The 24,801-nt window shown below is 74.5% G+C and carries 25 protein-coding genes; 7 read left to right on the top strand and 18 right to left on the bottom strand.

Annotation, left to right across the window (positions count from 1 at the left end; translation table 11 throughout):
• Positions 1-14: 14 nt before the first annotated feature.
• Positions 15-740, top strand: coding sequence for a peptidoglycan editing factor PgeF (pgeF, locus tag IEZ07_RS01760; RefSeq protein ID WP_239319280.1), 726 nt, complete (start codon positions 15-17; stop codon positions 738-740).
• A 52-nt stretch (positions 741-792) separates the two neighbouring features.
• On the opposite strand, the gene IEZ07_RS01755 is transcribed toward pgeF, so the two are convergent.
• The 11 genes from IEZ07_RS01755 to uraD form a co-directional block, all read right to left on the bottom strand.
• A complete protein-coding gene (locus IEZ07_RS01755) occupies positions 793-2,928 on the bottom strand; it encodes a tetratricopeptide repeat protein (protein WP_191893162.1) in 2,136 nt (711 codons plus the stop codon).
• Entirely contained in the window at positions 2,915-3,355 is a 441-nt protein-coding gene (locus IEZ07_RS01750) for a hypothetical protein (RefSeq protein WP_191893161.1), read from the bottom strand. Before IEZ07_RS01750 ends, IEZ07_RS01755 begins: the two co-directional genes overlap by 14 nt.
• Positions 3,356-3,455: 100 nt before the next feature.
• Entirely contained in the window at positions 3,456-4,403 is a 948-nt protein-coding gene (alc, locus tag IEZ07_RS01745) for an allantoicase (protein WP_191893160.1), read from the bottom strand.
• A gap of 75 nt (positions 4,404-4,478) precedes the next feature.
• Positions 4,479-5,771, bottom strand: a complete 1,293-nt coding sequence (gene allB / locus IEZ07_RS01740; protein WP_191893159.1) for an allantoinase AllB — start codon at positions 5,769-5,771, stop codon at positions 4,479-4,481.
• A 159-nt stretch (positions 5,772-5,930) separates the two neighbouring features.
• Entirely contained in the window at positions 5,931-7,265 is a 1,335-nt protein-coding gene (locus IEZ07_RS01735; protein ID WP_191893158.1) for a glycerate kinase, read from the bottom strand.
• 96 nt (positions 7,266-7,361) lie between these two features.
• Positions 7,362-8,819, bottom strand: coding sequence for an 8-oxoguanine deaminase (locus IEZ07_RS01730; protein ID WP_239319278.1), 1,458 nt, complete (start codon positions 8,817-8,819; stop codon positions 7,362-7,364).
• A gap of 89 nt (positions 8,820-8,908) precedes the next feature.
• Positions 8,909-9,394: a (2Fe-2S)-binding protein gene (locus tag IEZ07_RS01725; RefSeq protein ID WP_191893157.1), complete on the bottom strand. Its 486-nt coding sequence runs from the start codon at positions 9,392-9,394 to the stop codon at positions 8,909-8,911.
• Positions 9,394-10,269, bottom strand: coding sequence for an FAD binding domain-containing protein (locus IEZ07_RS01720; protein ID WP_191893156.1), 876 nt, complete (start codon positions 10,267-10,269; stop codon positions 9,394-9,396). Before IEZ07_RS01720 ends, IEZ07_RS01725 begins: the two co-directional genes overlap by 1 nt.
• Before the next feature lie 14 nt (positions 10,270-10,283).
• Positions 10,284-11,180: a factor-independent urate hydroxylase gene (gene pucL / locus IEZ07_RS01715; protein ID WP_191893155.1), complete on the bottom strand. Its 897-nt coding sequence runs from the start codon at positions 11,178-11,180 to the stop codon at positions 10,284-10,286.
• A 1-nt stretch (position 11,181) separates the two neighbouring features.
• Positions 11,182-11,496 carry a hydroxyisourate hydrolase gene (uraH, locus tag IEZ07_RS01710; protein ID WP_068894223.1) on the bottom strand — a complete coding sequence of 105 codons (315 nt, stop codon included), beginning with the start codon at positions 11,494-11,496 and terminating at the stop codon, positions 11,182-11,184.
• On the bottom strand, positions 11,493-12,101 hold the full coding sequence (gene uraD / locus IEZ07_RS01705; protein ID WP_191893154.1) for a 2-oxo-4-hydroxy-4-carboxy-5-ureidoimidazoline decarboxylase: 609 nt from the start codon (positions 12,099-12,101) through the stop codon (positions 11,493-11,495). Before uraD ends, uraH begins: the two co-directional genes overlap by 4 nt.
• 179 nt (positions 12,102-12,280) lie before the next feature.
• On the opposite strand from uraD, the gene IEZ07_RS01700 reads away from it, so the two are divergent.
• Positions 12,281-13,123 (top strand): deoxyribonuclease IV, encoded by an 843-nt coding sequence (locus IEZ07_RS01700; RefSeq protein ID WP_191893153.1) that lies wholly within the window; start codon positions 12,281-12,283, stop codon positions 13,121-13,123.
• Positions 13,124-13,702: 579 nt separating this feature from the next.
• Here IEZ07_RS01700 and IEZ07_RS01695 read toward each other — a convergent pair.
• Together IEZ07_RS01695 and IEZ07_RS01690 are read right to left on the bottom strand one after the other, a co-directional pair.
• Positions 13,703-14,461 (bottom strand): LytR/AlgR family response regulator transcription factor, encoded by a 759-nt coding sequence (locus IEZ07_RS01695; protein WP_191893152.1) that lies wholly within the window; start codon positions 14,459-14,461, stop codon positions 13,703-13,705.
• Between the two features lie 150 nt (positions 14,462-14,611).
• Entirely contained in the window at positions 14,612-15,232 is a 621-nt protein-coding gene (locus IEZ07_RS01690) for a sulfite oxidase-like oxidoreductase (protein WP_191893151.1), read from the bottom strand.
• A 344-nt stretch (positions 15,233-15,576) separates the two neighbouring features.
• On the opposite strand from IEZ07_RS01690, the gene aroF reads away from it, so the two are divergent.
• The 3 genes from aroF (at position 15,577) to IEZ07_RS01675 (ending at position 17,659) form a co-directional block, all read left to right on the top strand.
• The gene (gene aroF, locus IEZ07_RS01685; RefSeq protein WP_191893150.1) at positions 15,577-16,614 is read left to right on the top strand and encodes a 3-deoxy-7-phosphoheptulonate synthase; all 1,038 of its coding nucleotides are present in this window, start codon (positions 15,577-15,579) and stop codon (positions 16,612-16,614) included.
• A 297-nt stretch (positions 16,615-16,911) separates the two neighbouring features.
• Positions 16,912-17,160, top strand: a complete 249-nt coding sequence (locus IEZ07_RS01680) for a hypothetical protein (protein WP_068894226.1) — start codon at positions 16,912-16,914, stop codon at positions 17,158-17,160.
• A 214-nt stretch (positions 17,161-17,374) separates the two neighbouring features.
• Positions 17,375-17,659 (top strand): YiaA/YiaB family inner membrane protein, encoded by a 285-nt coding sequence (locus tag IEZ07_RS01675; RefSeq protein ID WP_068894227.1) that lies wholly within the window; start codon positions 17,375-17,377, stop codon positions 17,657-17,659.
• A 17-nt stretch (positions 17,660-17,676) separates the two neighbouring features.
• Here IEZ07_RS01675 and thiI read toward each other — a convergent pair whose 3' ends face one another.
• Positions 17,677-18,879, bottom strand: coding sequence for a tRNA uracil 4-sulfurtransferase ThiI (thiI, locus tag IEZ07_RS01670; RefSeq protein WP_068894228.1), 1,203 nt, complete (start codon positions 18,877-18,879; stop codon positions 17,677-17,679).
• A 106-nt stretch (positions 18,880-18,985) separates the two neighbouring features.
• The gene (locus IEZ07_RS01665; RefSeq protein WP_204054213.1) at positions 18,986-19,618 is read right to left on the bottom strand and encodes a response regulator; all 633 of its coding nucleotides are present in this window, start codon (positions 19,616-19,618) and stop codon (positions 18,986-18,988) included.
• Between the two features lie 174 nt (positions 19,619-19,792).
• Between IEZ07_RS01665 and IEZ07_RS01660 the strand changes: the two genes are divergently transcribed.
• Positions 19,793-20,398 (top strand): hypothetical protein, encoded by a 606-nt coding sequence (locus tag IEZ07_RS01660; protein ID WP_191893148.1) that lies wholly within the window; start codon positions 19,793-19,795, stop codon positions 20,396-20,398.
• Here IEZ07_RS01660 and macS read toward each other — a convergent pair.
• Positions 20,376-21,491, bottom strand: coding sequence for a MacS family sensor histidine kinase (macS, locus tag IEZ07_RS01655; RefSeq protein ID WP_307729003.1), 1,116 nt, complete (start codon positions 21,489-21,491; stop codon positions 20,376-20,378). The two genes, IEZ07_RS01660 and macS, sit on opposite strands and share 23 nt — an antisense overlap.
• Positions 21,492-21,577: 86 nt before the next feature.
• Here macS and IEZ07_RS01650 point away from each other — a divergent pair, with 86 nt between their 5' ends.
• Positions 21,578-22,459, top strand: a complete 882-nt coding sequence (locus tag IEZ07_RS01650) for an MHYT domain-containing protein (RefSeq protein WP_191893146.1) — start codon at positions 21,578-21,580, stop codon at positions 22,457-22,459.
• A 51-nt stretch (positions 22,460-22,510) separates the two neighbouring features.
• Here the strand turns inward: IEZ07_RS01650 and IEZ07_RS01645 are convergent, their stop codons facing one another.
• Positions 22,511-23,536: a 6-phosphofructokinase gene (locus IEZ07_RS01645; protein ID WP_068894232.1), complete on the bottom strand. Its 1,026-nt coding sequence runs from the start codon at positions 23,534-23,536 to the stop codon at positions 22,511-22,513.
• A 255-nt stretch (positions 23,537-23,791) separates the two neighbouring features.
• Positions 23,792-24,748: a lactonase family protein gene (locus tag IEZ07_RS01640; RefSeq protein ID WP_191893145.1), complete on the bottom strand. Its 957-nt coding sequence runs from the start codon at positions 24,746-24,748 to the stop codon at positions 23,792-23,794.
• Positions 24,749-24,801: the final 53 nt, after the last annotated feature.

Raw genomic sequence — 24,801 nt, 5'->3', positions numbered from 1 at the left:
GATACCCTCCCCCGGTGGACCGCATCCAGCTCGCCCCCGGTGTCCAGGCCGCATTCACCGACCGGCACGGCGGGGTGAGCGCCGAGCCGTACGACAGCCGCAACCTCGGCGGGGCCGTCGGGGACGACCCGGGGGCGGTGCTGCGCAACCGGGACAAGACGGCCGCCGACCTCGGTGTGGACCCGGCCCGCGTGGTGTTCATGCGCCAGGTCCACGGAGCCGACGCACGCCATGTCACCGGGCCGTTCGGGGAGGACCCCCCGCCGCTGGACGCCGTCCTCACCGATGTCCCCGGGCTGGCGCTGTGCGTGCTGGTGGCCGACTGCGCCCCGGTGCTGGTGGCCGACCCGGTCGCCGGGATCGTGGGGGCGGCGCACTCCGGGCGGCCCGGCACCGTGGCCGGGGTGGTGCCCGCGCTGGTCGCGGCGATGGCGGAGCGCGGGGCCGAACCGGCTCGGATGACCGCCCTCGTCGGGCCGTCGGCGTGCGGGCTCTGCTACGAGGTCCCCGCCGCGATGCGGGACGAGGTGGCCGCGGCGGTGCCCGAGGCCTGGGCCACCACCCGCCGGGGCACGCCCGCCGTGGACGTGCGGGCGGGCATCGCCGCGCAGCTCGCCGGGGCCGGGGTCGGCGACGTACGGCACGACGCCCGCTGCACGATCGAGTCGCCCGAGCTGTTCTCCCACCGCAGGCGGCGTCCGACCGGCCGGTTCGCCGGCTACGTCTGGCTGGAGGGCTGAGGACGCCCGCTCCGGGTGCCGCCGGGCGGCCGCGGACCGCTGCCGGACGGCGTCATCCGCGGCCTGCCGCCCGACGGGCCTCGGCCAGATTGCTCCGGCTGATCAGTGTCCGCGGGTGCTCCGGCCCCAGCACCCGCTCGCGGACCTCCAGGACGCGTTCGTGCAGGAGGACGGCGTCGTCCGGACGGCCCGCCGCCAGATAGGCGCCGGCCAGATTGCTCCGGCTGATCAGCGTGTGGGGGTGTTCGGCACCGAGGACCCGCTCACGGGCGGCCAGGACGCTCTGACACAGGGAGACCGCCTCCTCCGGACGGCCTGCCTCCCGGTAGGCGTTGGCCAGGTTGTTGCGACTGGTCAGCGTGTCCGGGTCATCGGGTCCGAAGGCCCGTTCGCGGACATCCAGAACGGCCCGGTACAGCGGGAGGGCGTCGTCCAGGCGACCGGTCTCCTCGTAGAGGCTGGCCACCTTGTCGGCACTGGTCAGGGTCTCCCGGTGGCCCCCGCCCAGCAGCCGGGCGCGATCCGCCCAGGTGCGTTCGTGCAGAAGGACGGCCTCGGCCAGGCGGCCCGCCGCCCGATAGGCCTCGGCCAGGCCGTAGCGGTTGGCCAGGGCGTAGGGATGGTCCGGTCCCAGGACCCGTTCGCCGTCGGCCGCGGCGCGTTCGTACAGGGGGACGGCCTCGGCCGGGCGGCCCGCCGCCCGGCAGGCCTCGGCCAGGAAGTAGCGGCCGATCACGGTGTCGGGATGGCCGTCACCCAGCACCCGCTCGTAGTCGCCCAGCAGATCCCGCAGCAGGGGAAGGGCCCGGGCGAAGTCGGCGAGCTCGGCCAGGCGGATGCCGCACTCGCCGCGCCGCCCCATCAGGGCGGAGGTCAGCAGACCTGCGGGCCGGGCGATCGCGTACAGGACGTCGATGTGCTCGTGCAGGGTCTCCACCTCGGCGCGAGCACCCCAGACCGCGGCGCCGTACGGGATCGAGGCGGCGAACGCCTCCAGCAGGCGCGTGGCGTCGTCGACGGCTCGCCGGAGCCGGTCGTCGTGGTGGGCGCGCTCGCGCAGGACGCGCTGGACGAGGCGGTGCATGAGAACCGCCGAGCCGTCCGCGCTGAAGCCGATCAGAGCGGCATCGGCCAGATCGGCCAGGATCTCGTCGAGCCGCTCCCCGGTCGGCCCGGCCGTCTCCCCGGCGGGATCGGACGGCGTGCCCGCCGGGTTCGCCGCGGTGTGCAGCAGGGCGCGGGGGACGCCCGCCGGCGACAGCACCGCCAGCGTCTCCAGTGTCTCCCTGGCGCCCTCGACGGAGCCTTCGGCCTGGGCCACCGACAGCAGGACCGCCTGCGCGGTGCCGACCGGGTAGGCGTCTTCGGCCCGGCTGCGCAGGTGCTGCTCCAGCGGGAACGACCGAAGCCTGTGCAGGTAGTCGGCATACGTGAGGTGGCGGCGGGAGACGAACGACGCCGCCTGGGCCAGTGCCAGCGGCAGGTGGCCGAGCTCGGCGGCGAGCTCGGCGGCACCGGCCGCGTCGTCCCGGCCGGTGCGCTCGGCCAGGTACGCCCGCGCCTGACCGGGGGTGAAGACCTCGACCTCGACGGTGGCGCAGTGGCGGCCGAAGGCGCGGTTGCGGGAGGTGACGAGCACCCGGACGGCGCCGGTGGCCGGGCACCAGCGCCGTACCGGCACCACGTCGGCGGCGTTGTCGAACACCACCAGCCCCGGTTCGGTACGGGCGGCCAGCCACGCCCTGGCCTTGCGCGCGGCGGTCTCGGCGTCGTCGTCGGCGCCGCGCACGCCCAGCCGGGTGGCCAGGGCGTCCAGTCCGGCCAGGATCCGGTCCTCGGTCTCGGCCGCGATCCAGACGATCAGCGGCCAGCCGGCCGCCTGGCGGTCCCAGGCGTAGGAGGCGGCCAGCAGGGTCTTTCCGACCCCGGGGGCACCGATCACCGCGCAGACCGCCGCCGCTCCCTTCACTCCGGCGTGGGCGGCGTGCACGCGAGCCAGGAGGTCCTCCCGCGGCTGGAACGCGGGAGGCCGCCCCGGGATGTCGTCGCCCTCGACGATCCGCCCGGGCGCGGGCTCAGGCCGCGGGTAATGGTGATGGTGCTCTTCTCTCCCGACGTTCTTGCCGATGACCTCGCCGTTGAAGGTCCCGCCGGAGAAGTCGACGTGGTCGCCGTCAGCCGCGCGCATCGGATCCTCCCTGCGGGTCGGCCGCGGAGGCGGGACCGGTGACGGACTTTCCGGTGACGGGACCGTTGAAGACGCCGCCGGAGAAGTCGACGTGGTCACCGCCGTAGGCGCGCGCGGGAGGCGCCGGTGCCTCAGACCGCTCAGCGGTGGCTGCGGGCTTCGGCCGTCCCTGCGGTCCTGTCGCGGGTGAGCCGGTCTCCGGTGCGTCGGTGAGCCGCTCGCCGCTCTCCGGTACGGCGGGCACGGCGGTGAGCCGTTCGCCGACCAGGAGCGCGGCCGCCGACAGCGCGACCGCGGCCAGGCCCCAGCGCCAGTCCCACACGCCGTCGTCGAGGACCTGGTTCGCGGCCACCGCCACCGCGACTCCCAGGGGCGCCGCGACCGCGAGCAGCGCGCCTCTTCGCCAGGACGTACGCCGATCCGCCATGTCCTCATCCTGGCGGGCGGAGCGCGCGGCCGCGATCCATGATGCCGAACCGCGACCGGTCTTTCCGTCCCGCGCGGGCCGTCCGGTGCGCCGCGGCGGCTCAGCGGCTCAGCACACCGTGCAGCCGGACGCGGGCGAGGCCCCCGTCGGGGTAGACGTCGACCCTGACGTGGGTGGCGGCCGCGTCGCCGTCCAGGCGGAAGCGGTGCCGCGTGTCGGGCTGCAGGCGGGTCCTGGGCAGCAGCTCGAACTCCCGTCCGTCCGCCATCCCGGTGAGCGAGACCCAGCCGGGGGCGTTGAACACCAGGTTGGTGGTGTCGATCTCGGCGAGTCTCACGACTCCGGCGCCCGCCAGTCGGATGACCAGCCAGTCGTTGCCCCCGTCGCGGCGGCGGCGGGTCTCCCAGCCCTCGGCCTGGGTGCGGGCCGAACCGGGGGCGATGACGTTGCCGGGCGAGGAGTAGAAGTCGTCGGAGCAGCCGGTGACCAGCCCGCCGTTCTCCAGGGCGGCCAGGTCGAGGCCGAGGCCCTCGTAGACCGACAGGTCGGGCCGGACCTCCCCGTGCACCCGCAGGCGGGCGATGCCCCCGTCGGGGAACATGTTCAGCCGGACGTGCGTACGGCGGTGCCCGTCGGCGACCTCGAAGGGATGCTCGGCGTCACCCGCCAGGGCGCTCCGCGGAACGATCTCCGTCCATTCGGCGGCCCGGAGCTCGGCGACCGTGGGATACCCCTCCACCGAGGCGGCCTCCACCGACGCGTACGGCGGGTGGTTGCCGGTGAACCACGCGGTGTCGATCACGATGCCGCGGACCACGCCGGGCAGGCCCAGCCGGACCAGCGCCCAGTCGTGGCCCGGCTCCCGGCGGCGGCGGGTCTCCCAGCCGTCGTAGACCTGCCCCCTGGCTCCGAAGGTGTGCGGCTGGAAGGCGGGGCGCCCGGGGCGGATCAGGCTCTCCTTCTCGGCGAAGGACTCGTCGCTGGCCGCGACGACCGAGCCTCCGTGGGTGCGCAGGGCCAGGTCGGGCAGCGAGGTGAACACGTTCATGGGAGAGCCTCTCCGGTGCGGGCGGACCGTGGCGGACGGGACGGCCGGGTGCGCGGTCCCGGTAGGGCCCGCCGGTCACAGCAGCCTGCCCAGGGGCGTCCCGTCCGCGAGCCGGCCGCGCAGCCAGGTGGTGCGGACGACCCCCCGGAGCGTCCTGCCGTGGTACGGCGTGACCGGGTGCCGGTGATGCAGGGCCGAGGCGTCCACGGTGCGGCTCGCGCCGGGGTCGAAGGCGACCAGGTCGGCGTCGGCCCCCGCCGCGATGGCGCCCTTGCCGTCCAGCCCGGCCAGTGCCGCGGGGTTGCGGGCCATCCAGCGGACCACGTCGCCCAGGCCGTGGCCGCGCCGGGACGCCTCCGTCCACACCGCCGCGAGCCCCAGCTGCAGGGAGGAGATCCCGCCCCAGGCGGCGGCGAAGTCGGGCACCTTCAGGTCGGGGGCGGAGGGCGAGTGGTCGGAGACGACGCAGTCCAGCACCCCGTCGGCCAGCCCCCGCCAGAGCGCGTCCCGGTTCTCCCCGGAGCGGATCGGCGGGCAGCACTTGAACGCGGTGTCGCCCTCCGGCACCTGCTCCGCGGCCAGGGTGAGGTAGTGCGGGCAGGTCTCGGCGGTGATCCCGACCCCGGCCCGCCGGGCCCGGGCCAGCGGCTCCAGGCAGAGCGCGGACGACACGTGCAGGATGTGCGCCCGCGCGCCGGTCTCCCGCGCCAGCCGGATCACCAGCTCGACCGCGCGGCGCTCGGCCTCGCCCGGCCGGGAGGCGAGGAACTCCGGGTAGGCGGGCCCGGCGGGCTCGGTGAGCAGCTCCGGGGCCTCCGCGTGCACGATCACCAGTCCGCCGAAGGAGGCGGCCTCCGCCAGCGCGGCCCGGAGCCCGGCGGCGTCCAGCGGCGGGAACTCCTCCACTCCCGACGGGGACAGGAAGCACTTGAAGCCGCGGACCCCGGCCTCGTGCAGGGGGCGCAGCCGGCCGAGGTTGCCGGGGACCGCCCCGCCCCAGAAGCCGACGTCGACCGCGCACCGCCCGGCCGCGGCCCGCCGCTTGGCCGCCAGCGCGGCCGGGTCCACGGTGGGCGGCAGCGAGTTGAGCGGCATGTCCACGATCGTGGTCACCCCGCCCGCGGCGGCGGCCCGGGTCGCGGTGGCGAAACCCTCCCAGTGCGTGCGGCCGGGCTCGTTGACGTGCACGTGGGTGTCGACGAGTCCCGGCAGCAGCGCGACGTCTCCCAGGTCGACCCGCTCGGCCGCCTCCGGGGCGGCGCCGGGGTCGTGCACCCCGGTGATCCCGCCGTCCCGTACGGCCACCGCCGCGGGCCGCTCCCCGTCGGGCAGCACCGCCCGGCGGGAGGTGATGACCAGATCGTGCACGGGTGTCCTCCAGCGGGTCCCGGGGCGGAGCGGTCGGACGGTCCGGCCCGATCCACCCGGACCGGCCCGGTCCGGTCCGGACCGGACCGGCCGGTTCGGACGGGGTGGCCGGTTCGGACGGGGTGGCCGGTTCGGGGTGGGTCGGGCCGGTCGGGGCGGTCAGAGCCAGTCGGCGGCCAGCTTGGCGGTGAGGCGTTCGAGCAGCGGGCCCGCCTCGGCCATGCAGCGCTCCGGGTCGGGCTCGACGTCCGTGAGGGCGTAGGCCGCCCGGATGCCGGCCCTGTGCAGCTCGTCGTCGCCGAGAGCGCGGCGGCCGCAGACCGCGACGACCGGGACGCCCGCCAGGCCCGCGGCGGCGGCGACCCCGGCCGGCGCCTTGCCGCGCAGGGTCTGCTCGTCCAGCGAGCCCTCCCCGGTGACCACCAGGCGCGCCCCGCCGAGCCGCCGCCGGAAGCCGAGCAGGTCGAGCAGGTACTCGATGCCGGGGCGGATGTCGGCCCGCAGGAAGGCGACGGCGGCGAAGCCCACGCCTCCGGCGGCCCCGGCCCCCGGCTGCGCGGCGACGCCCATCGGCCGGACGACGCCGTCGTGCTCGATCGCGCCGGTCAGGCCGTGGGTGTGCGCGGCGACGGCGGCCAGACGGGCCAGTGCGGCCTCCAGCAGCCTCACCTCCTCGCCGGTGGCGCCCTTCTGCGGCGCGTAGACGGCGGCGGCGCCGTACGGGCCGAGCAGCGGGTTGTCCACGTCGCAGGCCACCACGAACTCCACGCCGTCCAGCGGCACGAGCCCGGAGGTGTCGATCCGCGCCAGGTCCCGCAGGGCGGCTCCGCCGGGCGGCAGTTCCCGGCCGTCCGCGTCCAGGAAGCGCACGCCGAGCGCCGCCATCATCCCGGCGCCGCCGTCGGTGCAGGCGCTGCCGCCCAGGCCGAGGACGATCCGGCGGGCGCCGCGCCGTACGGCGTGCGCGATGAGCTCGCCGGTGCCGCGGCTGGTCGCGGTGAGCGGGGCGAGCCTGACCCCGCCGTGCGCGGCCGGGCCCGCCGGTCCGGGCGATCCCGGCGTCTCCCCGGAGGAGGTCCCGGCGGGCGTACTCCCGGCCGGAACCCCTGCCGGGACCTCGGCGGGCGTCTCGGCGGGCGGCAGGCGCCGGAGCCCGGAGGCCTCGGCCAGCTCGATCACCGCCGTGGGCACCCCCGGCCCGGCCGGGCCGGACGGATCGGGCCCGGCCGCCGTGCCGGACGGGTGCCAGGCGTAGGCGGCCTGGACCGGTTCGCCGACCGGCCCGGTCACCTGGACCTCCACGCGCTCGAACCCGCAGGCCACGACGGCGTCGACGGTCCCGTCGCCGCCGTCGGCCACCGGCAGCGCGACCACGGCGACCTCCGGGTCGGACCGGCGCAGACCCGCCGCGACGCGGGCGGCGACCTCGGCTCCGGTCAGCGATCCCTTGAACTTGTCCGGGGCGATGACGATGTGCCCCGACGGCTCAGACAACCTTGCTCCCTGGTGGAGAATCACAGGGCGTGCGGCCCTGCCCGGTGCGAGCGGGCAGGGCCGCACGCCCGGATCCGGTGATGTGGAGCACCATCATCACATTTGTCCCGGCGGAGGTCCGACCTCCCCGGCGGTCGCGAGCCCCTGCTCCCCGGCCAGGCGCATGAGGCGGCGGTGGGCGGCGCCTCCCGCCCGGCCGAGTTCGTCCTGGGCGACGGTGCGCAGCTCGTCGTCCGCCACGATCGTCTCCCCGCCCACCAGCAGCCGGGCCAGCGGCGGCTGCCGGGCGCCGAGGACGAGGGCGGCGACCGGGTCGGCCACGGCCGAGGCGAAGGGGGTGTCCGTCCGCCAGAGCGCGACGTCGGCGAGCTTGCCCGGCTCCAGCGAGCCGATCTCGGCCTCGCGGCCGAGGTTGCGCGCGCCGCCGAGGGTGGCGATCTCCAGGGCCTGGCGGGTGGTCAGCGCGGCGGGACCGTACCGCGCCCGCTGCAGGAGCAGGGCCTGGCGCATCTCGCCGGACATCGAGGTCAGCTCGGCGGAGGCGCTGCCGTCCACGCCGAGGCCGACGACGGCGCCGCGCCGGAGCATCTCCGCCACCCGCGCGACGCCCGCGCCGAGGCGGCCGTTGGAGCTGGGGCAGTGCGCCGAGCCGGTGCCGGTCTGCGCGAAGACGTCGATGTCGGCGTCGCCGAGGTGCACCGCGTGGGCGACCCACACGTCCGGGCCGAGCCAGCCGAGCCGCTCCAGGTAGCCGACCGGGCGCAGCCCCAGCTGCGCCAGGCAGTGCTCCTCCTCGTCCAGGGTCTCGGCGAGGTGGGTGTGCAGGCGCACGCCCTTGTCCCGGGCCAGCGCGGCGGCCTCGGTCATCAGGTCGGCGCTGACGGAGAACGGCGAGCAGGGCGCGACCGCGATGCGCAGCTTCGACGAGAAGGACGGGTCGTGGTGGGCGTCGATCGCCTCGGCCGTGGCGGTGAGGATGTCGTCGAGCCGCTCGACCACGCTGTCCGGCGGCAGGCCGCCCGCCGAGCGGCCCCGGTCCATCGAGCCGCGCGCGGGGTGGAAGCGCACGCCCACCTCGCGGGCCGCCTCGATCTCCGCGGCGAGCAGGTCGCCGCGGCCCTTCGGGAAGACGTAGTGGTGGTCGGAGGAGGTGGTGCAGCCGGACAGGGCGAGGAAGCCCAGCCCGGCGCCCGCCGCGCCGTGCACGACCTCGGCGTCCATCGCCGCCCAGACCGGGTAGAGCGCCACCAGCCAGTCGAAGAGCGCGGCGTCCTGGGCGAGCCCCTGGCTGGCCCACTGGTAGAGGTGGTGGTGGGTGTTGACCAGGCCCGGGGTGGCCAGGCAGCCGCTCCCGTCGATCCACTCCACCCCCTGCGTGGCGCTCATCGCCGGGGCCGGGCCGGGGCCGAGGGCGGTGATCCGGTCGCCGTCGATCCTGATGTACCCCCGGGGGATCTCCTCGCCGGTCACCGGGGCGATGTACGCGTTCTCGATCAGGACGGTGCCCCCGCGCCGCCCTCCTCCGCCTACGCCCGTACCCGCGCCCCTGCTCACGCCTGTACCGATGCCCCGGCCCGCGCTCCGGCCCGCACCCGTACCCGCGCTCCGGCCCGCGCCGCCGGGCGCGGGAGCCGCCGCCGGGCTCACCGGCGGGCCTCCCCGCGCTCGGCCCTGCGGGCCGCGGCGAGCCGCACCGCGTCGAGGATCTTCTCGTAGCCGGTGCACCGGCACAGGTTGCCGGCGAGGGCCTCGCGGATCTCCGGGTCGGAGGGGCGCCCGGTCCGCTCGATCAGGTCGTGCGCCTGGACGACGAGGCCGGGGGTGCAGAACCCGCACTGGACGGCGCCGCACTCGACGAAGGCCCGCTGGACCTCGTCGAGCCGGTCGCCGTCGGCGAGCCCCTCGACGGTGCGGACCTCGCGGCCCTCGGCCTGGCCGGCCGCGACCAGGCAGGCGCAGACGGTCACGCCGTCGAGGTAGACCGTGCAGGAGCCGCACTCGCCCTGCTCGCAGGCGTTCTTGGAGCCGGGCAGGCCCAGGCGCTCGCGCAGGACGTACAGCAGGCTCTCGCCCTCCCAGACGTCGTCGGCCGTCCGGCGGCGGCCGTTCACGGTGAAGGTGACGCGCATCAGCCGGTCCTCCTCTCGGGGCCCGCGGCCCGCAGGTCGTTCCAGGCCCAGGTCAGGGTGCGGCGGGCCAGCACGGACAGGGCGTGCCGGCGGTAGGCGGCGGTGCCGCGTACGTCGTCGATCGGGGCGGCCGCCCCGGCCACCAGCTCGCCGAAGCGGACGAGCACGGCCTCGTCGAGCGGCCCGTCCCAGTCGAGCTCGGCGGCCAGGAACTCCTCGGCGGCCGCGGCCCGGCGGGGCGTCGGGGCGGCCGAGCCGACGCCGGTGCCCACCCGCCGCTCACCGGGGCGGAGCACCAGGGCGAACGAGCAGACCGCGATCACCATCGCGTTGCGGGTGCCCACCTTGGAGAAGTACTGGGGCCCGGTGGCCGGGTGCGCCCAGAACGCCCGGATCAGCTCGTCGGGCTCCAGCGCGCTGCGCTTGACCCCCAGGTAGAACTCCGCCACCGGGATCATCCGCACGCCGCGGGCGGCGGACTCGACCTCGACCACCGCGTCCGCGGCCAGCAGCGGCGGGTGGCCGTCCCCGGCGGGGGAGGCCGCCCCCAGGTTGCCGCCCACGGTGCCCCGGTTGCGGATCTGCGGCGAGCCGACCGTCCGCGCGGCCTGCGCCAGGCCCGGCAGCCGGTCGCCGAGCTCGTCGATCAGCCGCGTGTACGGCACGCCCGCGCCGACCCGGAGCCGGCCGTCCTCCTCGGCGGACCATGCGGTGAGCTCGGCGACCCGGTTCAGGTCCAGGAGCGCCTCCGGGCGGCGGACGGCGAAGTTGATCTCGACCATCACGTCGGTGCCGCCCTGGACGGGCAGCGCCTCCGGCCGCTCCGCCTTGGCCGCCAGCGCCTCCGCCCAGCTCCGGGGCCGCAGGAAGTCCATCGCCGTCACCTCCGTCAGTCCCACGCGAAGCCGGCGCCGGGGGCGCCCTCGGACAGGACCGCGCCCTCGATCAGCCCGTAGGGGCGGTCGGCGGCGTAGAAGACCTCCCCGGGGTTGTCCAGCCCGAACGGCTCCAGGTCCACCGGGAAGTGGTGCCGGTTGGGCAGCGCGAGCCGTACCTCGCAGATCTCCGGGCGGGTCTCCAGCGCCCTCCTGCCCATCGCGTAGAGGGTCTGCTGGAGGGAGAGGCTGTGCGTCTGCGCGAACGCCTCCAGCAGGCAGCGCCGTACCTCGGCGTGGGACTCCGCGTAGGAGCCGCCGGGGGGCGGGTCCGGCGAGGCGTGCCGCCAGCGCGCCGTCACGGCGGTGGCCAGGATCCGGTCGGTGGCGGGCGCCAGGGTGGTGTACTCGTCGCGGGCGAACCCGTGGAACTCCGAACCGGTCGTGTTCATGACCGTCAGGTCCGCCAGGCCGGAGACCACGGTGGTGCGGCCGTCGGCGTCGTGGTGGACGACGCAGGTGCGCACCCCGGCGCCCGAGCGGACGAAGGAGTGCCGCCGGTCTCCGGGGTCGCCCGCGGGCGTGATCCGATCCCAGGAGTACTCCTCGATCTCCACCCGGGCGTGCCGGATCGACGGCTGGGAGCCGACGTGGTGCCGGGCCAGCAGGAGCGCGAACTCCTCGATCTGGTCCACCCCGTGCCTGCGGGCGAAGGCGTAGACGGTGTTCTTCTGCGTGTCGGTCGGGAGCACCGCGGAGTTGTCCCCGGTCAGGTGGGCGTCCTCCATGTCGCCGGAGAGCGCCGTGCTGACGTTGAGGTCCTTGAGGTGGTGGACGCCGCCGTCGCGGGTGACGCGGACCAGGCGGGTCTCCGCCTTGCCGTAGCGGTTGGGGCCGAGGACGACGGTCACGCTAGCTCCCCCGGTAGGTCGAGTAGGCGAACGGGCTCAGCAGCAGCGGCACGTGGTGGTGCTCGTCCGGGTCGTCGACCCGGAAGGCCACGCAGACCTCCGGGTGGAAGGAGTCCGTGCCGCGCGCGGCGAAGTAGGCGCCGGTGCCGAAGACCAGCCGGTGCACGCCCGGCCCCGTCCGCCACCCGGTGATCCGGCCGTCGGCGTCGGTGCTCCCCTCCGCGAGGAGTGTCCCGTCGTCCGCCAGCAGCCGTACGGCGACGCCCTCGGCGGGGCGGCCGACCGCCGCGTCGAGCACGTGCGTGGACAGGCTCATGGCTCCTCCCCCAGCAGTCCCGCCAGCCGCAGCAGGGTGATCTTCTCCAGTTCGGTCCGGACGGTCCGGCGCTCGGTCTCCTCGTCGCAGGCCAGCCTTCCCCGCAGGCGCTCGAGCAGCTCCGCGGCCGACAGGCCGGTGGCGCAGACCAGGTAGACGTGGCCGAAGCGCTCCTCGTAGCGGCGGTTGCCCTCGGCGAGCGCGTCGAGCACCTCCCGCCCGGCCCCGGCCGTGCCGGACTGCTCGCGGCGCGACCAGGCGGACTCCCGGCCGGTCCCGGCGGCGCGCTCACCGATCCGCGGGTGCGCGGCCAGCGCCCGGAGCACCTGCGGCCAGTCCAGTTCCCGTACGGCCGCGCCCGCCGCCGCGGTCAGCCCGGCGAGGTCCCGGTAGGGGCGCCCCGCGGCGACGGCGCGGGCGAAGACCGGCGAGGCGCAGCACGCCAGCAGCCCGGCCTCCGCCTCGGCGGCGCCGAGCGCGTTGAATCCGGCCAGTCCCGCCGGGGATCCCCCGTCCGGTCCCGTGCCCGGTCCCGTGCCCGGCCCCGTTCCCGGCTCCGCACGCGGACCTGTGCCCGGCCCCGTGTCCGGTCCCGTGTTCGGCATGGCAGCAGTACACACACCGGCCCCGGCATGCCTCTTCGGCGGATCCTGACCAGAGGCGCCCGGCTCCGCGGCAGATGCTGCCAACGGGCACGTCCAGGGATCCGCTCTCGCGCTGCGACCGTCCACTCCCGTCACCCTTCCCGGAACCGTCGCGGTCAGCGCCTAGACTGGGCGGCATCATGACTTCTCTCTCCCTCATCGGCGGGCACGTCTCCGTCACCGGAGGCCTGGCCAAGGGCGGACTGCGGTCCGCCGCGGACATCGGCGCCGAGATGATCCAGGTGTTCGTCACCAACCCCCGCGGCTGGGCCCTGGCCGCGGGCGACCCGGCCCAGGACGAGCTGCTCCGCGCGTCGGGCACGGTGACCTTCGTGCACGCCCCCTACCTCGTCAACCTCGGCACGCCCAGCGCCGACACCCTGGAGAAGTCGGTGGCGACCGTACGGCACGGCCTGCTGCGCAGCGCGGCCATCGGCGCCAGAGGACTGGTCGTGCACACCGGGTCGGCGGTGAGCCAGACCCGCGACGAAGCCCTGCGCCAGCTGCGCGAGCACCTGCTCCCGCTCCTGGAGGAGCTCCCCGATGACGGCCCCGACCTGCTGCTGGAGCCGATGGCCGGGCAGGGCGGCATGCTCTGCGCGACCGTCCAGGAGCTCGAGCCCTACCTGGCGGCGCTCGACTGGCACCCGAAGGCCGGCGTCTGCCTGGATACCTGCCACGCCTTCGCCGCCGGCCACGACCTGTCGACCGCGGAGGGGGTGCGCGAGACCCTCGACTGCCTGCACTCAGTCGCGCCGGGACGGCTCCGGCTGATCCACGCCAACGACTCCAAGGACGTGTGCGGTTCCAAGAAGGACCGGCACGAGAACATCGGCGCGGGCCACATCGGCGCCGCGGCGTTCGCCGAGCTGATGCGCCACCCGGCCGCCGCCGGGATCCCGCTCTGCATCGAGACCCCCGGCGGCGCCGACAAGCACCGCGAGGACATCGAGCTGCTGAAGAAGCTCCGCGACGAGCTCTGACGGCTCCCGGCCCGCGATCCCCGGCCGCTGCGGGGCGTTCCCCGGTCGCTCCGCGGCCCCGGCCCTCCGCCGTCCGGGGCCCGCTGCCGTCCGGCGGTGCCCTGCGCCCCGCCGGCCCTCCGCGGTCCGGCGACGGCACGCGCCCCGGCGGCGCCGGGACACCCCGCCGCCGGGGATGCGACGGACGCCCGGCCCGCGATCCGGCCGCCCCCGTGGGGCCGGATCACGTCTCGGCCCGCGAGTCGTCGCGGGCGTCCCCCTCACACCGGAGACCGCCGGACCCTCCCCCCCGGGTTTCAGGGTCCGGCGGCCGGGCGGCCGTCCACCGCCGCCCACCCGGAACTCCACCCGCCAGATCCTGTGAGCCCTGCGGCTCCGTCCCCCCTGGCCGGGTGGATCGGCTCTCCGATGCAGGAACACTATGGGGGCGCCTGATCAGGGGAAACCGGCTTTCCGAGCAGCGCGTTGAACGGTGTGTAGTTATCGGTGTGCGGAGAGTGGCGACACGACGAGCGGTCATCGGCCTACGACGAACGGTTCCCCGCACCGCCGGAAGACTCCACACCCACCATCACCGGCTCATGTCCCGGCGGCCGGAGGCCGGCCCTGGAACTGGCGGACCAGCTGCTCGCGGACCTGCCGGGTGTGGCGGCGGCTGATCGGCAGCGTCTCGGTGCCGACCTGGAGCACCGCCCTGCCTCCGTCGAAGCGCATCTCCTTGACGTGCCGCGCCGACACCAGCGTGCTGCGGTGGATGCGGATGAACCCCGCACCGGACCAGCGCCGCTCCAGCGCGGCCAGCGACATGCGGATCAGGTAGCTGCCGTCGACGGTGTGCAGCCGCACGTAGTCTCCCCTGGCTTCGGCGAACCAGACCGACTGCCGGGGGACGAACCGGGTCCGCCCGCCGAGTTCGACCGGGATGACGTCCTCCGGACCCGGCGCGGGCGCGGCCGCCGCCGGCAGCGCGGCCTCCAGCCGCCGGACGGCCTCCGCCAGCCGGTCGGCGCGCACCGGCTTGAGCACGTAGTCCACCGCCTCCAGGTCGAACGCCTGCACGGCGCACTCCTCGTGGGCGGTGACGAAGACCAGGCGGGGCGGCCGGGGAAACCCGGCGACGAGCCTGGCCAGGTCCAGGCCGTCGAGGCCGGCCATCCGGATCTCCAGGAAGAGGCCGTCCAGCCGCTCCCCCGCGCCGATCATCGCGACCATGTCCTGGAGCGCTCGGACGCCGCCGGAGGCGGTGGAGACGTGCTCGATGCGGGGATCCTGGCGGAGCAGGCGGGCCAGCTCCGCCAGGGCGGGGATCTCGTCATCGACGGCCAAGACGCGCAACATGGCCCACACGTTGCCCACTGGGCACCGGGACCGCAAGCGATACGGCGAGCAATGGGTAAAGATCCGGCTACAACGCGTCATCCCGGCCGTGTTCCGGGGAGGCGCGGGACCGCGGAGGACCGGGGTCCGTCGGCCCGGCCCGGCCTCCGGTCAGGGCGGGCCTTCGCCCGGTTCCTCCTGGTACGAGTAGCGCTGCTCCCGCCACGGGTCGGCGATGTTGTGGTAACCGCGCTCCTCCCAGAAGCCGCGCCGGTCCTCCACCATGTACTCCACGGCGCGCACCCACTTGACGCTCTTCCACGCGTACAGGTGCGGGACGACCGCCCGGACCGGGTAGCCGCGCTCCGGCGAGAGGGGCTTGCCGTCCAGCTCCGTCGCCAGCAGGGTGTGCTCCCGCGCGAAGTCGCTCATCCTGACGTTGGCGCTGTAGCCGTACTCGCCCCAGATCATCACGTGCCCGGCCGCGGGCGCGGGCGGGGCGATCTCCAGCAGCGTGGCCGCGGACACCCCGGACCACTCGTTGCCCATGATCGAGAACTTGGTGACGCAGTGGAAGTCCGCCAGGACCGTCGTGCGGGGCAGTTCGGAGAAGCGCTCCCAGGAGAAGCGGTGCGGTTCGCCCGACGCGGTCGCCCCCATGACCTGCAACTCCCACGTCGCCGGGCGGAAGGTCGGCACCCTGCCGTAGTGGATCACCGGACGCCCTCTGGGGACGTACTGCCCGGGGGGCAGGCGGTCCTCCTCCAGCGGATCCTGGGTCCGATCCACCATCACTCCCCTCGCCGTTTCCCCGTTGGCACGGGGCAATCCTGCCACCGCCCGTTTCCCGGCGGACGGGCGGCTCCCTCTTTGCCCGGGCGCCGGGCGCCGCGGGAACACGCGTTCCGCCAGATGAGACGGGAGCGCCTGCGTGGGCGCGGGTGCGCTAGCATTCCGGCGATGCGTACCGTGTTCTGGTTTTGGTATGGCGACGGACCCGTGGGTCGGACCGTTCGCCTCCAGATGCTGCGCTGACAGCCAGGCGAACGCGAAGGCCCCGGGTCCGGATTTCGGACCCGGGGCCTTTTCGTTTTCCCGCAGGCCGCTCACCCCGGCCGCTCACGACAAGGAGAGACATGGTCATCGTCATGGCCCCCGAGGCCACCCGGGAAGACATCGAGACGATCGTTGAGGTCATCACCGCGGCGGGCGGCAGCGCGTTCGTCAGCCGGGGCGTGAACCGTACGATCATCGGCCTGGTCGGCGACGTCGCCCAGTTCGGTGCGCTGAATCTGCGCAGCATGCGGGGAGTGGCGGACGTGATGCGGGTGACCGCGCCGTACAAGCTGGTCAGCCGCGACAACCATCCGGAGCGCTCCACGGTCCGCGTCGGCGGCGTGCCGATCGGGCCGGGCACCGTGACGCTGATCGCCGGTCCGTGCGCGGTGGAGACCCCGCAGCAGACGCTGGAAGCCGCCGAGATGGCCAAGGCCGCCGGGGCCACCCTACTGCGCGGCGGCGCCTACAAGCCGCGCACCTCCCCCTACGCCTTCCAGGGCCTGGGCGAGGAAGGGCTGCGCATCCTCGCCGACGTGCGCACCGCGACCGGGCTGCCGATCGTCACCGAGGTCGTCGACGCCCACGACGTCGACCTGGTCGCCTCCTACGCGGACATGCTGCAGATCGGCACCCGCAACGCGCAGAACTTCGCACTGCTCCAGGCCGTGGGCGGGGTCGGCAAGCCCGTCATGCTCAAGCGCGGCATGAACGCCACCATCGAGGAGTGGCTGATGGCCGCCGAGTACATCGCCCAGCGCGGCAACCTGGACATCGTGCTGTGCGAGCGCGGGATCCGCACCTTCGAGACCGCCACCCGCAACACCCTGGACGTCTCCGCCGTCCCGGTCGCCCAGCGCCTGTCGCACCTGCCGGTCATCGTCGACCCGTCCCACTCCGGCGGCCGCCGCGACCTGGTCCTGCCGCTCACCCGCGCCGCCATCGCGGTCGGCTCCGACGGAGTGATCATCGACGTCCACCCGCACCCGGAGCAGGCTCTGTGCGACGGTCCCCAGGCCCTGGTCAACGGGGACCTGCGGGAGCTCGCCCGGGTGATGCGCCAGCTCCCGCCCCTGCTGGGCAAGAGCGCGGTCGGCGACGCCCTGGCCTCCGCCTGACCCGCCTGACCCGCCCGACCGGCCCGGCCTCCGCCTGACCGACAGGTAGGCGGAGCGGCGACCGAGGCGGAGCGGCGACTGAGGCGGACGATCCGCTGGACGAGGTGATTTTTCATCACTCGCGATACTTGTTCACTATTAGTAGCTGATTGGTGACTATATGTGTTCAAAGTGCGAGTGACGGGTATTGAGGTTCCGGGACCGGCTCCGTCCCCGCCGAGAGGCGGCCAGGAGGGAGCCGGAGACGATCGAGTCCCGGCCCGTGACGGGCCGGACGGAGAAAGGAAACCCAGTTCCATGAGCAAGACCTTGTCTCGCATCGCGCTCACCGGTGCCGCCGCGGCCACGCTGGTGCTCTCCGCCGCCTCCGCCGCCCTGGCCGGCGGCTACCAGACCGGTGGCTGTGGCTACGGCGGCTTCGGTTTCGGCGGTTACGGCGGCAACTCCTACTACAACGCCAACCAGTCGGCGGCGGGCCCGCAGGGTGCCGCCAGCACCAACCTGTGCACCGGCACCGGAGGCGGTCTCTACGGCGGTCTGTGGTAGACCGCCGGTTCTCCATAAGGCGCGCAGGCGAGGCCCCGTCCGGTGCGGACGGGGCCTCGCCCTGCGCGCGAAGGGCCGTCCGACGCCTTCCGCCCCTCGCGGCGCCGCGGCGCGGACCGCCGCACGTACTCATGAACGACCCGTGGACGACTCACGGGCGACTGAGTATCCGCACGGACGCGCGGCCCCCTCCCGGAGCCGGACCCTGGACGGCATGACGAAAGCGATCCAGCCCAAGAACACCGGCGCCTTCTACGTCCAGGCGGTGCTGTCCTTCGGTGTGTCCGTCTCGGCCGTCGCCATCGGCCTGGCCTACCTCCCGGTGGACACCTGGGTCCGCGCCTTCCTGTCCATCGGCGTCCTCTACGTCGTGACCTCGACCTTCACCCTGGCCAAGTGCGTGCGCGACCGCCAGGAGCTCTCCGACGTCACCACCCGGGTCGACCAGGCCCGCCTGGAGAGGCTCCTGGCCGAGCACGACCCCTTCAAGGTCGACTGACGGCGGGGGCGGGGCCCTCAGCCCTCCAGTTTGTACTCCTGCAGGGAGTCGGCCAGCTGCACGGCGAGCTCCTCGGCGTCGAGGCGCTTCTCGATCTGCTTCAGGTCGGCGATCTTGGCCGCCGTCTCGGCCCGGCGGGGCGCCAGCAGGGTGCAGCAGTCCTCGTCCGGGAGCTCGGAGATCGCCAGGGTGCCGATGCGGCGGGCCTCCGCCATGATCTCGGTCTTGTCGAGGCCGATCAGCGGGCGCAGGATCGGCAGGTCGACCGCGTCGTCCTGGGCGGTGATGTTCTGCAGCGTCTGGGAGGAGACCTGGCCCAAGGAGTCGCCGGTGACCAGCGCCCCGGCGCGGAGGCGGTGGGCGACCTCCTCGGCGGTCTTCAGCATCAGGCGGCGCTGGGCGATGACCGCCAGGCGGTCCTGGCCGGAGGCCTTGATGGACTGCTGCGCCTTGCCGAACGGCACCACCCACAGGCGGGACCTGCCCTGGAACTTGTCCAGGGCGCGCACCAGCGCGTACGCCTTGTAGATGGACTCGGAGGTGGTGAAGGGGATGCCGGAGAAGTGCAGGAAGTCCACCCGCAGGCCGCGGCGCATCATCCGGTAGGCGGCGACCGGGGAGTCGATGCCGCCGGACATCAGGACCAGGCCGCGCCCGCTGGTGCCGACCGGCAGGCCGCCCTGGCCGGGCAGCCCGTCGGTGTGCACGAAGACCTCGTCGCGGTCCACCTCGATGGAGACGACCAGCTCGGGGTTCTTCAGGTCCACCGGGAGGCCGTAGATGTCGTTGAGCTCGCCGCCGACGGTGCGGTCGAGCTGCATCGAGGTCAGCGGGAAGCGCTTGTCGCGGCGGCGGGAGCGCACCGCGAAGGAGACCCCGCGCTTGACGTCCTCGCGGTCGGCGAGCAGCTCGATCGCGGCCTTGAGGACCGCGTCCGGGTCCTTGGCGACCCGCCAGGCCCGGTGGATCCAGACCAGGCCCGGCACGTAGGCGACCCGCTCGGCGACCGCGTCGGCGGTCTCGGCGCTCGTCCCCTCCGGCAGGAACAGCGCGATGACGCCGTGGCGCTGCCGCACGTCCACCTTGAAGCCGAACTCCTTCAGGGCCGCCTTGATGTTGGCCTGCAACCGCTGCTCGAAGACCTCTCGGTTGTTTCCCTTCAGGACGACCTCGCCCAGCTTGAGCAGAACGCAGGGCTCGCCCAGTGCGGACACGGCCATGGTGGAACCTCCGGTGGAGCGTCGGGGGAAGGGTCGTGGGGCGACCGCCGGGTGTCGCGGGCGGCCGTCAACAGGCAACACCGCACCGGGGCCACTTTAGTCCCGCCTACGACCCGTCGAGGCCCTGCTCGATGGCGTAGCGGACGAGTTCGACGCGGTTGTGGAGCTGGAGCTTGTTCAACGTGTTCTGGACGTGGTTCTGCACGGTCCGGTGGGACAGCACGAGCCGCTCGGCGATCTGCCGGTAGGACAGCCCCTTGGCCACCAGGCGCAGCACCTCGGTCTCCCGCTCGGTCAGGCGCGGCCCCTCCGCCGGGACGGGCCGGGCGGCCAGCCGGCGGTACTCCCCCAGGACCAGGCCGGCCAGTCCGGGGGTGAACACCGCGTCGCCCTCGGCGGTGCGCCGGACGGCGTCGAGGAACTCCTCGCGGCTCGACGACTTCAGCAGGTAGCCGGACGCGCCGGCCTTGACCGCCTCCAGCACGTCGTCCTGCTCGCCGCTGGCCGACAGCACCAGCACCCGGGGCGGCGCGTCCGCCGCCGCCGCCAGCCCCCGGGCCACCTCCACCCCGGACAGGTCGGGCAGCTGCAGGTCCAGCACGACCACCTCGGGCCGTACGGCCGCGGCCACCCGGAGCGCCTGCCGGCCCTCGCCGACCGCGGCCACCACCTCGTATCCCGCCTCGGCCAGATCCCGCGCCACCGCGTCCCGCCACATCGGGTGGTCGTCCACCACCATCACCCGCATCCGGCCAGCGTATTACCGCACGGGACCGCCGTCCCGCCCCGGTCCCGCCGGACCGGTGGGACCGGGGATCCCCGGAAGCCGGGCGGATGGCGAAAAAATGGCTCGCGGGCGGGATATCCCTCCACGGAAGACGGAGATGGATCCGGACGAGCCGGGAGGAGTGACATGACGAGACGCTTCAGGATGTTGCTGGTGGCCGCGCTGGCCCTGACCGCCTGTTCCTGCGGCAACGAACGGCTCGCGCCGGAGATCGGCCAGGAGGAGATGGCCCCGAACGACGGCGGGAACGGCTTCCAGGACGGCATCGCGATCAGGAACGTGATCCTCGTGGGCGACTCCACCGGGAAGGCGCTGGCCTCCGGGGCCGGGGCCCCGCTGCACATGGTCCTGATCAACAACCGGACCGCCCCCGACCGCCTCGTCGCGATCAGCGCGCCGGGCGTGTTCCACGGGGCGGAGATACCCGGCGGCGGCGTCGACCTGCCGGTCCGGCAGCCCGTCGGCACCGGCCCGGTGCCCGTGGCCCTGCTGACGGGAGCGAGCAGGCAGCTGTCCGTCGGCGGCTTCGTCCCCGTGGAGCTGCGCTTCCAGCAGGCCGGGACGGCCCGGCTCCAGGTCCCGGTGATGCCGGCCACCGAGTGGCGGGCCACGCTCTCACCCTGGCCCTCGGCCCCGGCGGCCCCCTCCCCGACCTCTCCGCTCAACCCCACCCCCGGGGCGCCGGTCAGCCCCTCGCCCACCGCTCCGGTCAGCCCCTCGCCGACGGACTGACCGGGACGGACATCTCGATCTCGGTGCCGCGCCCGGGCCCGGACACCACGGTGACCGTCCCGCCCAAGTCGGCGATCCGGCCCCGGATCGACTGGGCGACGCCGAGGCGGCCCTCCGCCTCGGCCTGCTCCAGGAGGCCGGCGGGGATGCCCGGCCCCTCGTCGCGGACCGTCACGGTGACCGTCCCGCCGTCGTCCTCGGCGAAGACCCAGGCGGGGGCCCGCGCCCCGCAGTGCCGTACGACGTTGTCCAGGGCCGCCCCCGCCGCCGCGGCCATCTCCCCGGCGGTCCGGGCGGGCAGCGTCAGCGGGGTGGCCGGGGTGGAGACGGTGACCGTGCCCGAGGAGTACGCCCGCAGCAGGGCGCCCAGGTCGGCGGTGCCCGCCGTGGGCGCCTCCGGACGGAGCCTGACCAGCTCTCGCAGGGCGGCCTCCTGTTCTCCGGCGAGCCTGCCCAGCTCCGCCGCCTCCCCGCCGATCCGCAGGCCGCGCCGCTGGACCAGCGCGAGCACCTGGAGCACGGAGTCGTGGATGCCGCGGGCGAGCCGTTCGCGCTCCCGGCCCGCCGCCTCCAGCTCGATCGCCTGCTGCATGCGGGCCTCGGCCTGCCGGGCCAGCCGCGCCACGTGCCCGACCAGCACGCCCGCCAGGAAGAGCAGCACGGTTCCGTTGACCGGCAGGTCCCCGGCGCCGGAGCCGAACACGTCGCGCGTCCACAGGTCGGCCAGCGAGACGATCGCCGCGGCCGCGGCTCCGGCCCGGCGCCCGCCGTGCACGCCCCAGGCCAGTACGGCGCCGCCCATCCAGGTGGCGGTGATCGGCATGCTGCCCTGCTGGTGCGGGCCCTGGATCGCGGGCGTGCTCAGCAGGCAGCCGACGGTCACGAGCATGTCGGCGGCGAGCAGCGGCCGGCCGCGGAGCTCCTCGACGGAGTAGGCGAAGATCGTCGCCGCGGTCCACAGCGCCATGACTCCGATCACAGTCCAGGCGGCCGCCGGGTGCTCGTAGCCTCCGGCGCGGACGAGCAGAAGCGCCGCGTAGCCGAGGGAGGCGACACGGAAGACCGCTACCGTCCGCCAGAACGGGACTTCCATCCCCATTGACCCTTAAGCCTCTCAGCCATCACATATGTCCATTAAGGGTAATAATGAGGTAATTCCCTCTCGCAAAGAACTGGACCATGTCTCACGTCGACCACTTCTCCTACGGCCTGGTGACCCCTGTACTGGCCTACCTCATGTCGGGGGTCGGCTGCATGCTCGGCCTCGTGCTCACCGCCAAGGCGCGGACGGCCGGAGGTCCCGCCCGGGCGCGCTGGCTGATCGGCGGCGCGCTGTCCATCGGCGGCACCGGCATCTGGGTCATGCACTTCGTCGCCATGATGGGCTTCTCCGTCGACGGCGCGCAGATCCGCTACGACGTGCCCCTCACCGTCGGCTCGGCCGTCCTGGCGATCGCCGTGGTCGGCGCGGGCCTCTTCATGGTCTCGTACGGCGGGCCGAGAACCGCGGCACTCCTCGGCGGCGGCCTGCTCACCGGGCTAGGCGTGGCCGGCATGCACTATCTCGGCATGGCCGCGATGAACATGCCCGCGCACGTCTCCTACGACCCGGTGCTCGTCGGCGCGTCGGCGGCGATCGCGATCGCCGCCTCCACCGTGGCGCTCTGGTTCACCCTGCGGGTGCGCGGCGTCCCGGCCACCGGCGGCGCTGCGCTGATCATGGCTGTCGCGGTCTGCGGCATGCACTACACCGGCATGTTCGCCATGGACGTGCAGCCGGCGGCGTCCCCGGCCCCGGTCGGCGGGGCGCAGGGCGTCGACTTCCTGCTGCCGCTGCTGGCGCTGGTCGGCCTGCTCACCCTGGGCCTGCTGCTGAGCGTCGTCCTGTCCCCCTCCGAGCAGGAGCTGCGGGAGGACGCCGAGGTGATGGCCCGGCTGGACGACCGGGCCACGGAGGGTTTCCCCGCCCTCCCGCGGACCGAGGGCTTCCCCGCCCTCCCGCGCACCGGGGCCGCCCCCCGCCCGGAGGATCCGTCGCTGTTCGACCCCTCCGGACGGTGAGGCCCGGCCGGCGCCGCGGGCCCGGACGGGGCCCGGCGCCGGGACGCGGACTCAGCCGAAGAAGACCTCGGCCTCCTCGTAGCGGCCGGGCGGCACCGTCTTCAGCTCCTTGGTGCCCTCCTGCAGGGGGACGCGGACGATGTCCGTGCCCTGCAGGGCGACCATGACGCCGAACTCGCCGTCGTGCACCGCGTCGATGGCCTGCAGGCCGAAGCGGGTGGCGAGCACCCGGTCGAAGGCCGTGGGCGTGCCGCCCCGCTGGATGTGGCCCAGCACGGTGGTGCGGGCCTCCTTGCCCGTGCGCTTCTCGATCTCCTTGGCGAGCGTCTCGCCGATGCCGCCCAGCCGGACGTGGCCGAAGGCGTCGAGCTCGCCCGTCTGCAGCGCCATCTGGCCCTCGACGGGGTGGGCGCCCTCGGCGACCACGATGATGGGCGCGTAGCGGGTCTTGAAGCGGGACTCGACGTAGGCGCAGACCCGGTCGATGTCGAACGGCTTCTCCGGGATCAGGATGACGTTGGCGCCCGCGGCCATGCCGGCGTGCAGCGCGATCCAGCCCGCGTGGCGGCCCATGACCTCGCAGATCAGCGCGCGGTGGTGGGACTCGGCGGTGGTGTGCAGCCGGTCGATCGCCTCCACGGCGATGTTGACGGCCGTGTCGAAGCCGAAGGTGTAGTCGGTGGCGTTGAGGTCGTTGTCGATCGTCTTGGGCACGCCGACGACCTTCACGCCCCGTTCGAAGAGCTGCGTGGCGACGCCGAGGGTGTCCTCGCCGCCGATGGCGATCAGGGCGTCCACCCCGGTCTGCGCGAGGTTGTCCTTGATCTTCTCGACGCCACCCTCGATCTTGATCGGATTGGTCCGCGAGGAGCCGAGGATCGTGCCGCCCCGGGGCAGGATGCCCCGCACCGCCTGGATGTCCAGCGGCATGGTGTCGCCCTCCAGCGGGCCGCGCCAGCCGTCCCGGAATCCGACGAACTCGTGGCCGTAGACGCCCGCTCCCTTGCGCACGACGGCACGGATAACGGCGTTCAGGCCGGGGCAGTCGCCGCCCCCGGTCAACACTCCAATACGCATGGCATCCTCCGGTGGTGGTTCCGAGGTGATAAGGCCAGACTAAGCGGGGTGACACGACCGGCGGGGATCTCCCACGCCGACGCATGGCATTCTGCCTCCAGAGCGGCCCAGTGGTCTAGACCAAACGGCGGTCGGCGTCCACGCGCCGTCCGCCCCGGGTCCGCGGCGGACTCCCAGCGGTCGCCCGGCGGTCGCGGCGCCCGCGCCCCGGCAGGTGCTCGCCCGCCCCCCACCCCGCGGCCGCGGCCGCGGCGCTCACCTCCCCGGCAGCGGGAGCACGCACGACGGCGTGCCGCTCTCGAAGACCGCCTCGGCCCGCTGCGGCACCCCGTCCTCCATCGGCAGTACGGCGACGCCGCCGGAGTTCTGGTTGGCCACGTACATCCGGCCGCGCGCGACGGCGAAGTGGCGCGGCCAGGCACCCCCGCAGGGCACCTCGGCGACCTTCTCCAGACCGGGCGCGGACAGCACCGCGATCGTGTCCGGCCCCCGGTTGGCGACGTAGACGAACCGCCCGGACACCTCCAGGTGGGAGGGATGGTTCTCGGCTCCGGTGCCGCTGGCCGCCGCGACCGCGGTCTCCCGCCAGTCGGAGTCGTAGGCGCGGACCGTGCCGTCCAGTTCCCCGGCCACGTACCAGCGGTCCCCGGCCCGGGCCATGTGCCGGGGCCCCATGCCGGCCGCGAGCCGTACCGGGCCGCCGGGGTGCGGGGCGACCTCGCGGCCGCCCTCGACCGTGAAGCGGCGGACCTCGTCGGCGCCCAGGTCGGTCACGTACAGCACGCCGTCGGGGCCGAAGGTCGCCTGGTGGGCGTGGGCGCCCTCGCGGTAGGGGAAGGCCTGCACGGTGGTGAGCAGTCCCGCCTCGTCGATGCCGTGCACGCTCACCGTGCCGTCGCCGTAGTTGGCCACCGCCAGCAGCGTGCCCGCCGGGTTCACGGCCAGGTGGCAGGGGAACGAGCCCTCGCTGGAACGGCTGGCCAGCGGCGACGGCACGCCGTCCGCGCCCCGGGCGAAGACCTCCACGGTGCCGCGCTCGGCCTCGCCCACCGCGTAGAGCACGGGAAGGCGGGGGTGGACGGCGAGGAAGGACGGCCCCGGGGCCGCCGTCGCGCCGCGCCGGGCCAGGCCGTCCAGTTCCATCAGCACGATCCCGGCGCCCGACCCCCCGGTGTCCGGGGTGTATCCGCCGACATATGCGATCTCCGCCATGATTCTCCCGCCGTCATCGACTCTTGACCGGTCCGTGACCTTAGCGCAGTCAC

The sequence above is a fragment of the Planomonospora parontospora genome (assembly GCA_014647935.1).
Taxonomy (GTDB): domain Bacteria; phylum Actinomycetota; class Actinomycetes; order Streptosporangiales; family Streptosporangiaceae; genus Planomonospora; species Planomonospora parontospora.
This window is presented reverse-complemented; position numbering and strand designations above follow the sequence as displayed.